The organism is Bacillus sp. B2-WWTP-C-10-Post-4, from assembly GCF_009183805.1.
In the GTDB taxonomy this organism is placed as follows: Bacteria; Bacillota; Bacilli; order Bacillales; family Bacillaceae_G; genus Bacillus_A; species Bacillus_A cereus.
In genome coordinates this window covers 1-10468 of the sequence record NZ_WEII01000127.1, presented here as the reverse complement: position 1 = coordinate 10468, position 10468 = coordinate 1, and the positions used below count along the sequence as shown (strand labels likewise).

Below are 10468 nucleotides of genomic sequence, written 5' to 3'. Positions count from 1 at the left end.
GTATAACCTATGGTGAACTTGAAGATATTGGACCTTTGGCTGAGTTAGAGCATATTGAGTTTTTAACTTTGAGAAACAATAAAATCTCAGATTTAAGCCCATTAAGCCAAATGAAGAAGATTAAAATGCTAGATTTAAATAGTAATTATATAAAAGATATTAAACCATTATTTACAGTGAAATCTTTAAAGACTTTGACTGTGGCAAATAATCAAATTAGTAATGATAACCTTGCTGGAATTGAGCAATTGAAAAATGTAAAAAACTTATCTTTAAGTAACAATGGACTTACGAATATTGAACATATTACATCAATGAAAAAATTAGTAGAGTTAGATCTTGCTAAAAATGAATTAGAAAACATCGAACCTTTATCAAGATTATCTACTGTACAATCACTTAATTTAGAAGAAAACTATATTTCAGATATAACGCCACTTAGTCACTTAACAGACTTATATGATTTAAAGCTAGGTTCAAATGAAATTCGTGATGTTAGACCTGTTCAAGAGCTAGGAAAAAGAATATATATCGATATTCAAAGACAAAAAATCTTTTTAGATAATGTAGAAAAAGATAAGGAAGTTAAAATACCTATTTATAATTTACAGGGAGAGCCACTTGATACTATTCAATTGAAGAGTGAAGATGGGATAGTTAATAATGGTTCTGTTAAATGGGGGACTACTGGTGAAAAAACATACGAATTTACGTTGGATATAAAGCCAGAAGAGAACCGTATTAAGTTTAATGGAACAGTAATTCAAAATGTTGTTGAAAGATTAGACGAAATCAAGGAAACAATAAAAGAGGATAATGAACAAAAGGAAAATGTAATTCTCGATAAAACTTTACAACAACATATTAATAAAGAGAATTTAGGTAGAGAGAATTTAAACGCTCCTATTACAAAAGAAGATTTATTACAGATTAAAAAATTAGAGATACTTAAAGAAAATGGAAATGAGATAAAAAATATAACAGGTTTAGAGTACATGACAAACTTAGAAAAACTCACTTTAGAAGGAGTAGGCCTGAAAAATATTGAGTTCATCTCAAACTTGAAACAATTGAATAATGTGAATGTATCTCATAATCAAATTGAAGATATAACACCACTATCTTCATTGGAAAATTTACAGTGGTTAAATCTTACAGATAATCGTATTAAAGATGTAACGGTTCTTGGATCAATGCTAGACTTACTTAGTTTAAAATTAGCTGAAAATGAGATTCGTGATGTAAGGCCATTAATACAATTAGGTCAGTGGATAACAATTGATGTTAGAAGGCAAAAGGTCATTTTGGATGATGCAGAAATAAATAAAGAAGTGAAAATTTCTGTATATGATTTAGAGGGAGAGCCAATTGAAAAAATTACACTAAAGAGTGAAGGTGGAACGCTTACTGATGAGGGAATCATTTGGCGTACTTTAGGAGAAAAAATATATGAATTTGATTTAGATGCAGATCATTATGAGACTGGCATATTATATAGTGGCATTGTAATGCAGAATATAGTAGAAAAATTAATACCAAAAGAAGAAGTGAAAGAACCGATAAAAGAAGTTGAAGGATCGAAAGAAGAAGTGAAAGAACCGGTAAAAGAAGTTGAAGGATCGAAAGAAGAAGTGAAAGAACCGGTAAAAGAAGTTGAAGGATCGAAAGAAGAAGTGAAGGAACCAGTAAAAGAAGTTGAAGGATCGAAAGAAGAAGTGAAAGAACCGGTAAAAGAAGTTGAAGGAACAAAAGAAGAAGTGAAAGAGCCGGTAAAAGAAGTTGAAGGAACAAAAGAAGAAGTGAAAGAGCCGGTAAAAGAAGTTGAAGGAACAAAAGAAGAAGTAAAAGAGCCGGTAAAAGAAGTTGAAGGAACAAAAGAAGAAGTAAAAGAGCCAACAAAAGAAGCGAAAGAACCAAAGAAAGAAGTAAAAGAATCAGCAACAGGATTGGATCAAGAGCCAAAAGGGAATAATCAAGTTTTTGAAAACGAGGGAAGAAAAGCAGACACTTTAAATAAACAACATACTAATAAGCCAGAGGAAGGAAAGAAATTTTTACCATCAACAGGCAGTGAAGCTAGCACTTCGACTTTACTTTCTGGCATAACACTTGTTCTTTCCGCACTAAGTATGTTCGTATTTAGAAAGAGATTATTTAAGAAATAAATAACGTTTAATCTTATTATTATATATAATTAATTTTTGCTTTTTTGAGAAGACATTATCATGGCGGTTTTATTAGAAACATGCATATGATGATGTCTTTTTTTACTAGAGAAGGATATTACTAGTGATTGTCTAAGTGTATTAGAAAAGGAGGGGAAGTTATGCATATTAATTCTATTTCAAAGATCGAAGAAGCTGCAGAATTTATTTCGATGATGAATAAAGATATTACGCAGCATGTTGGTTATTGCGGGGAAAATCATGAAGAAATATTGGACGCTATTCTTCATGGTTTTTCTGATATAGGGTGGGAGAAGTCTTTTGTCGTTTCTTATAATGATAATAATGAAATTGTAGGTGTATTAGGATTTGATATAGATGAGATAAGCGAAAGTGCGGAGATTTGGGGGCCTTTTATTATAGCTTCGAATTGGGGAGAGATTGCTTTAAGTATGTGGAAGAAACTTATCGAGAAAATTCCACTTCATATTCAAAAGTTTCATGGATTTTATCACGTGAAAAATAGTAATGGTATCGACTTTATGAAATATTTACAAGCTAAAAAACAAGAGAAACATAGCGTTTTAATTTTAAAGAAAACTAATGTGGAGCAATGTACAATAAATCAAGTAGAGGAAGCATCTCAACAAGTATTTGAGCAGTTTATTGTTTTACATAATAATATTTTTCCTAATACATATTATGAAGGAAATGAAATCATTGAACGTTTAAGTGATACGAATAAATTATTTGTAAGTATGAAGAATGGTAAGTTAGAAGGTTATGTATATGTTGAAGTAAATCCGGAGTTTCATGAAGCGAATATTGAATTTATTGCAACCGCTGAAAATAGTAGAAGAAAAGGTGTCGGAGAGCGGATATTGCAAGGGGCAATTCAGTATATTTTCTCTTTCCAAGGGATGAGAGAGATAGTACTATGTTTGAATACGAATAATGATCGTGCGATGAAATTGTACAAGAAAGTAGGTTTTGAGGAAAAAGCATGTTTACAACACTATATAATAGAGTGAAAAACCCATTCATATGAATGGGTTTTATTACGGATTTAGAAGTGATTTGAGGCGCCAATCGTTACATAACCTTTTTTATTTTTTTCGGCACTTCTTTCGTTTGCAAATTAACATCTTCTTTTCGTAGCTCTTTAAAGAGTGAAGTAACCATAAGAACGACTACAATAGAAAATGGTAGCGCAGCAATTATAGCTGCGATTTGTAGTGCATTTAATCCTCCAGCTTGTAATAAAATAGCGGCAATTATCGCGATTGTTAATCCCCATATAAGTTTTAAACTATTTTTCGGTGATAAACTTCCGTTACTCGTTTGCATGGAAACAACAAATGTTGCTGAATCGGCAGAAGTAACGAAAAATGTGGCTACTAAAATTAACCCGATAATCGTTAAAAATGTAGAGAATGGTAGATGTGAAATAACAGCAAATAATCCAATCTCTGTACCATTTTTTGCAATTTCATCAGCTATTCCAAGCGATTGGAACATTTCCATATGGATTGCGGTACCACCAAATACTGCAAACCAAAATGTACAGATAAGAGTCGGGACTAATACAACTCCAAAAATAAATTCTTTTATTGTGCGCCCTTTAGAAATACGAGCGATGAATGTACCGACGAATGGAGACCAAGAAATCCACCATCCCCAATAGAAAATAGTCCAGTTTTCAATCCAAGAAGAAGATTTTTCATTAAATGCTCCTAAATTTAATCCCATACTAGGCAAAGCTCCAATATAAGAACCGAGTGTAGATGTGAAATATTTCATAATAAATACGGTTGGCCCTAAAAATAAAAAGGAGACGAGTAAAATACCTGCAAGAGAGAAATTTAAGTTACTCAAATATTTAATCCCACGATCTAAGCCAGTTTGTGCACTCGTTAAATATAAAACGGCGAAGATGGCGATAAGTACGAGCTGTGTAAGTAAAGTGTTATGAATAGAAGGGAATAAATAGCTTAATCCTCCAGCAATTTGTTGAGCACCAATCCCAACAGATGGTACAATGCCAAATACTGTGGCTAAAACAGCTAAAATATCGACTGTTTTTCCGATACGAGAATTTTTCGATCGATTAAATAATGGAGTAACTGTAGCCCCGATAGTGCTACCTTTTTGTTTGCGGAATGTGAAATATGCAATTGTTAAAGCGACCATTGCGTATAGTGACCATGGAAAGAGACCCCAGTGGAAAAATGAATATTGCATAGCGAGTTTGGCACTTTCCTCTGTCCCCGCTTTTCCTGTTAATGGATCTGTAAAATGTGAAATCGGTTCAGCGATTCCATAAAAGAGGAGTCCAATCCCCATTCCTGCTCCAAACAACATGGATAGCCAAGATGGATAATTATATTTTGGCTTTTCTCCATCTTTACCAAGACGAATAGAACCGTACTTAGAAAATGCTAAATAAGCAGCCAAAATAATCATTGTAGTCATAAGTAGAGAGTAAAACCACCCAAATTTATTGAGGATAAATGAGTTTAAAGAAGATGTAACACTTTGTAAATCGTAGCCTTGTATCCAACTTGCTGGGGTAATTCCCCATATAATGAATAATGTTGTTAGCAAGAAGGAGATATAAAATACACTGTTTTCTTTTTTTATCATAGAATCCCACCCTTATTTAATAAAGTTAACAATTATAATAATCATAACAATTAAGTTTTTAATTGTCAAAAAATTCCCTTTTTATAATGTGAAAGGATGCAATTTGTTTTAGGGAGGTAAAGAGCAATGTGTTCACGATATGTACAAATTATAGGAAGAAATAATATGAAATATTGCATTTTATATTGTTACATCCAGATTTTATGTTAAATTCTTGAATGGAATATTAAAATAGGGGGCAAGGATATGAACAAGAAATCAAAGATCAATAAAGTGATGCTTAGCATTAGTACAATGGCTTTATCGTTAGGCGCACTTCAAACTCATGCAGCAGCGGAAGAAAAAGTACCGTATAACGTGTTGAAAACGAAACCGGTTGGAATTGAAAAGTCGGTAGATGAAGTTGGACATATTTCAAAAGTTGATGAAACTTTATCATTTCAAGAACGTTTAAAAGTAGGAGATTTTTCACAGCGACCAGCATCTATTACGAAGAAAACTGCAGTAAAGCAAGTTAAAGAAAGCTATTCAATGGCTGATTTAAACAAAATGAATGATCAAGAATTAGTTGAAACGTTAGGCAGTATTAAGTGGCACCAAATTACAGACTTATTCCAGTTTAATGAAGATGCAAAGGCTTTTTATAAAGATAAAGGAAAAATGCAAGTCATTATAGATGAATTAGCTCATAGAGGTAGTACATTTACGAAAGATGATTCAAAAGGAATTCAAACGTTTACTGAAGTGCTGCGTTCAGCTTTTTATCTTGCATTTTATAATAGTGAATTAAGCGACTTAAATGAAAGAAGCTTCCAGGACAAATGTTTACCTGCTTTAAAAGCAATCGCAAAAAATCCGAATTTTAAGCTTGGTACAGTTGAACAAGATACAGTCGTATCTGCATACGGTAAATTAATTAGTAATGCTTCAAGCGATGTTGAAACGGTTCAATACGCATCGAATATTTTAAAGCAATACAATGATAATTATACTACTTATGTAAATGATCGAATGAAGGGACAAGCAATATACGATATTATGCAAGGTATTGACTATGATATACAGTCGTACTTAACTGTGGCTCGTAAAGAAGCGAATGAAACAATGTGGTATGGAAAAGTAGATGGGTTTATTAATGAAATAAATCGTATTGCTCTTCTAAATGAAGTAACGCCAGAAAATAAATGGCTCGTTAATAATGGCATTTATTTTGCTAGCCGTTTAGGGAAGTTTCATAGTAATCCAAATAAAGGATTAGAGGTTGTTACACAAGCAATGCATATGTACCCGCGCTTAAGTGAACCGTATTTTGTTGCGGTAGAACAAATTACAACAAATTATAATGGTAAAGATTATAGCGGGAATACAGTAGATTTAGAGAAAATACGTAAAGAAGGAAAAGAGCAATACTTACCAAAAACGTATACATTCGACGATGGATCAATTGTGTTCAAAACAGGAGATAAAGTATCAGAAGAAAAAATTAAGAGACTATATTGGGCTGCGAAGGAAGTAAAGGCACAGTATCACCGGGTAATTGGAAATGACAAAGCGTTAGAGCCAGGAAATGCGGATGATGTATTAACGATCGTAATTTATAATAGTCCAGATGAATATCAGTTAAATAGACAATTGTATGGATATGAAACAAACAACGGTGGAATTTATATTGAAGAGACAGGTACATTCTTTACATATGAGCGTACACCAGAGCAAAGTATTTATAGTTTAGAAGAGTTATTCCGTCATGAATTTACTCATTATCTGCAAGGGAGATATGAAGTTCCTGGTTTATTTGGAAGAGGAGATATGTATCAAAATGAAAGGCTAACTTGGTTCCAAGAAGGAAATGCAGAGTTTTTCGCAGGATCTACTCGTACGAATAACGTTGTACCAAGAAAGAGTATAATTAGCGGATTATCATCTGATCCTGCAAGCCGTTATACAGCAGAGCGTACACTATTTGCTAAATACGGTTCTTGGGATTTCTATAATTACTCGTTCGCATTGCAATCTTATTTATATACACATCAATTTGAAACGTTTGATAAAATTCAAGATTTAATTCGAGCGAATGACGTGAAAAATTATGATGCATATCGTGAAAATCTAAGTAAAGATCCTAAGTTAAATAAAGAGTATCAAGAGTATATGCAGCAGCTAATCGATAATCAAGATAAATATAATGTACCGGAAGTAGCAGATGATTATTTAGCTGAACATGCAACGAAGTCGTTAGCAGCGGTGAAGAAAGAAATTAGTGATACGTTGCCTATGAAAGATACAAAAATGACAAAACATAATTCTCAATTCTTTAATACATTTACATTAGAAGGTACGTATACAGGTAGTGTCACAAAAGGTGAATCAGAAGATTGGAAAGCAATGAGTAAAAGAGTAAATGAATCTTTAGAACAATTGGCGCAAAAAGAATGGAGTGGCTACAAAACTGTTACAGCATACTTCGTCAATTATCGTGTGAATAGTTCAAATGAATTTGAATATGATGTAGTCTTCCATGGAATCGCAAAAGATGACGGAGAAAATAAAGCTCCAACGGTTAATATAAATGGCCCTTATAGCGGTCTTGTAAAAGAGGGAATTCAATTTAAAAGTGATGGCTCAAACGATGAAGATGGAAAAATTGTTTCTTATTTATGGGAATTTGGAGATGGAAGCACAAGTGCAGAAGTGAATCCAGTACATGTATATGAAAGAGAAGGTTCTTATAAAGTATCGTTAAGAGTAAAAGATGATAAAGGCAAAGAGAGCAGAAGCGAAGCAACTGTTACGATTAAAGATGGAAGTTTAACCGAATCAGAACCAAATAATCGTCCAGAAGAAGCAAATCGTATCGGGCTAAATAGTACGATAAAAGGCAGTCTTATTGGCGGGGACCACACTGATGTTTATACATTTAATGTAGCATCAGCGAAAGATATCGACATTTCTGTTTTAAATGAGTATGGAATTGGGATGACATGGGTACTTCACCATGAATCAGATATGCAAAATTATGCAGCTTACGGTCAAGCCAATGGGAATCATATAGAAGCGAAATTTAATGCAAAACCAGGCAAGTATTACTTGTATGTATATAAATATGATAATGGCGATGGAACGTACTCATTATCAGTAAAGTGAACTTTAATCAGTGGGAGTCTTACTGCCCGTTAACGCGGAGGAAAATAAGTGCTTTTCCAATGTATGTTTAACTTTACTTTTTGTGGAAAATAGTATATTATATAGATATATAATATATCGGTTATTTTCTAGGAGGAGCCTGTCACAATAGGTTTCTCCTGTTCTTTTTTAGAGGCCTGTCTTACAGGTTTTTCTTTAAAAGATAAATAACTGAAAATTAAGAACTATAATCTTTGAAAGAGGTGGGGCATACACATAACAAAAAAGGGATTGTTTAAGAGAGGGGGATAAGAAATGGTTTTGTTTGGTTATCCACTTGAAACAATTTATTTATACGGATTTATTATTGCTACTATACTCACTGTGATTTATATCTTTTTTGGAGATATATTTGAATCCATATTTAGTTTTGGAGGCGGATCGGTATCCGTTGTTACTTTATTACTTAGTTTTTTCGCCATGTTATGTGGGCTTAGTTATATAGGAGAATATTTATTTTCCTTTAATAGCATTCTTATTTTCGGGGCTGCATGTGCTATATCCTTTATTGGTGTATTCATAATGAAAATACTAATTTTAAAGCCGATTGCAGAAGCAGAACAAAATACTGTGCAACGTATGGATGAGTTCATAGGTTGCAAAGGGGAAGTCATTACAACAATTCCTACAGAAGGATTTGGAGAAGTACTAATATCCTCTCAATTTGGAAGTAATGCAATTCCAGCTAAAACAATTGGGAAAAAAGATATTTCACAAGGAACTGAAGTTATTATCGAGGGAGTCCAAGATGGTGTTTTACTTGTACAAAACATCGCTTATTCTTTAAAAAAACCAAAATTATAAGGGGGAATTCACATGACGATTCCATTAATTATTGGTGGAGTGTTACTCGCAATTTTAATTCTACTCATTTTAGTATTCATTACGAAGTATCGAACAGTTGGACCAGATGAAGCGTTAATTGTTACAGGGAACTGGCTTGGTGGCGGAAAAAATGTAGTTACCACTGATGATGGAAAGAAGATTAAGATTATTCGCGGTGGCGGTACATTCGTAGTTCCAATTATGCAACGAGCAGAGCCTTTAAGCCTATTAAACTATAAGTTAGAAGTGGGTACACGTGATACGTATACGAAGCAAGGTGTTCCAGTTACAGTAAATGGTGTTTCTATTATTAAAGTAGGTTCTACGATTGAAGAAGTATCTACAGCAGCTGAGCAATATTTAGGAAAAGAAACAGAAGAGTTAAAAGTAGAAGCAAAAGAAGTTTTAGAAGGTCATTTACGTGCGATTTTATCTTCTATGACAGTAGAAGATGCGTATAGTAATAGAGAGCAATTTGCTCAAAAAGTACATGAAGTAGCTTCTACTGATTTAAAGAAAATGGGTCTTCGCATCGTTTCCTTTACAATTAAAGAAATTATGGATAAGAATGGTTACTTAGATGCACTTGGTCAGCCGCAAATTGCGACAGTGAAGCGTGATGCAACAATTGCGAATGCAGAGCGTGAAAAAGAAGCTCGTATTGAAAAAGCTCGTGCTGAGAAAGAAGCAAAAGAAGCTGAATATCAACGTGATGCTCAAATCGCTGAAGCTGAAAAACATAAAGAATTAAAAGTACAATCTTATAAGAGAGAGCAAGAACAAGCTCGAGCAGACGCGGATCTTTCTTACGAATTACAACAAGCGAAAGCACAACAAGGTGTTACAGAAGAGCAAATGCGCGTTAAAATCATTGAGCGTGAGAAACAAATTGAATTAGAAGAAAAAGAGATTGCGCGTCGTGAGAAGCAATACGATGCAGAAGTTAAGAAAAAAGCAGATGCAGATCGCTATGCTGTTGAGCAATCAGCGGAAGCAGAAAAAGTGAAACAAATTAAAAAGGCAGATGCGGATCAATATAAGATTGAAGCTGAAGCGAGAGCTCGTGCAGAAGAAGTACGTGTAGAAGGTTTAGCGAAGGCGGAAATTGAAAAAGCGCAAGGTCAAGCAAAAGCAGAAGTACAAAAAGCACAAGGTACAGCGGAAGCGGATGTTATTAGATTAAAAGGTTTAGCAGAGGCAGAAGCGAAACAAAAAATTGCAGAGGCATTCGAGTTATATGGCCAAGCGGCAATTATGGATATGGTTCTTAAAATGCTTCCAAGTTATGCGAAAGAAATTGCAAGCCCACTTAGCAATATTGATAAAATTACAGTTGTCGATACAGGTGGCGGTGGTAAAAATAGCGGCGCCGGAAAAGTTGCAGGTTATGCGACTGATTTAATGGCAACGATGCAAGAAACGTTAAAAGCTTCTTCTGGAATTGACTTAAAAGAGCTATTAGAAGGATTTGCAGGAAAAGGAGCGGTACAACAATTATCAAGTGATAAACCTGTTGTATCTGCAGTAGAAGATGAGAAAAAAGAAGTAGAAAAAGATAAAGAATAGTAAGGTGGAAAGAACCTCTAGTAAGTGAAATACTAGAGGTTCTTCTGTGAATTATAATATTTCGAATAATATACATTTTTATACAT

At 33.8% G+C, this 10468-nt stretch carries 6 protein-coding genes; 5 read left to right on the top strand and 1 reads right to left on the bottom strand.

Features of this window, described 5'->3' with window-relative positions; genetic code table 11:
- A partial coding sequence (locus GBN78_RS26160) for a leucine-rich repeat domain-containing protein (protein ID WP_152127864.1) occupies positions 1 to 2165 on the top strand: 2165 nt, incomplete at its 5' end.
- Between the two features lie 161 nt (positions 2166 to 2326).
- On the top strand, positions 2327 to 3196 hold the full coding sequence (locus GBN78_RS26155) for a GNAT family N-acetyltransferase (RefSeq protein WP_000547922.1): 870 nt from the start codon (positions 2327 to 2329) through the stop codon (positions 3194 to 3196).
- Positions 3197 to 3257: 61 nt separating this feature from the next.
- Here the strand turns inward: GBN78_RS26155 and opuD are convergent, their stop codons facing one another.
- The gene (opuD, locus tag GBN78_RS26150; protein ID WP_000591575.1) at positions 3258 to 4808 is read right to left on the bottom strand and encodes a glycine betaine transporter OpuD; all 1551 of its coding nucleotides are present in this window, start codon (positions 4806 to 4808) and stop codon (positions 3258 to 3260) included.
- Between the two features lie 246 nt (positions 4809 to 5054).
- Here opuD and colA point away from each other — a divergent pair, with 246 nt between their 5' ends.
- The 3 genes from colA (at position 5055) to GBN78_RS26135 (ending at position 10382) form a co-directional block, all read left to right on the top strand.
- Complete coding sequence (colA, locus tag GBN78_RS26145) at positions 5055 to 7952, top strand: collagenase ColA (protein ID WP_098300427.1); 2898 nt, start codon at positions 5055 to 5057, stop codon at positions 7950 to 7952.
- A 294-nt stretch (positions 7953 to 8246) separates the two neighbouring features.
- Entirely contained in the window at positions 8247 to 8795 is a 549-nt protein-coding gene (locus tag GBN78_RS26140; protein WP_000242438.1) for an NfeD family protein, read from the top strand.
- A gap of 12 nt (positions 8796 to 8807) precedes the next feature.
- On the top strand, positions 8808 to 10382 hold the full coding sequence (locus GBN78_RS26135) for a flotillin family protein (protein WP_000155005.1): 1575 nt from the start codon (positions 8808 to 8810) through the stop codon (positions 10380 to 10382).
- The last annotated feature ends 86 nt before the right edge of the window (positions 10383 to 10468 follow it).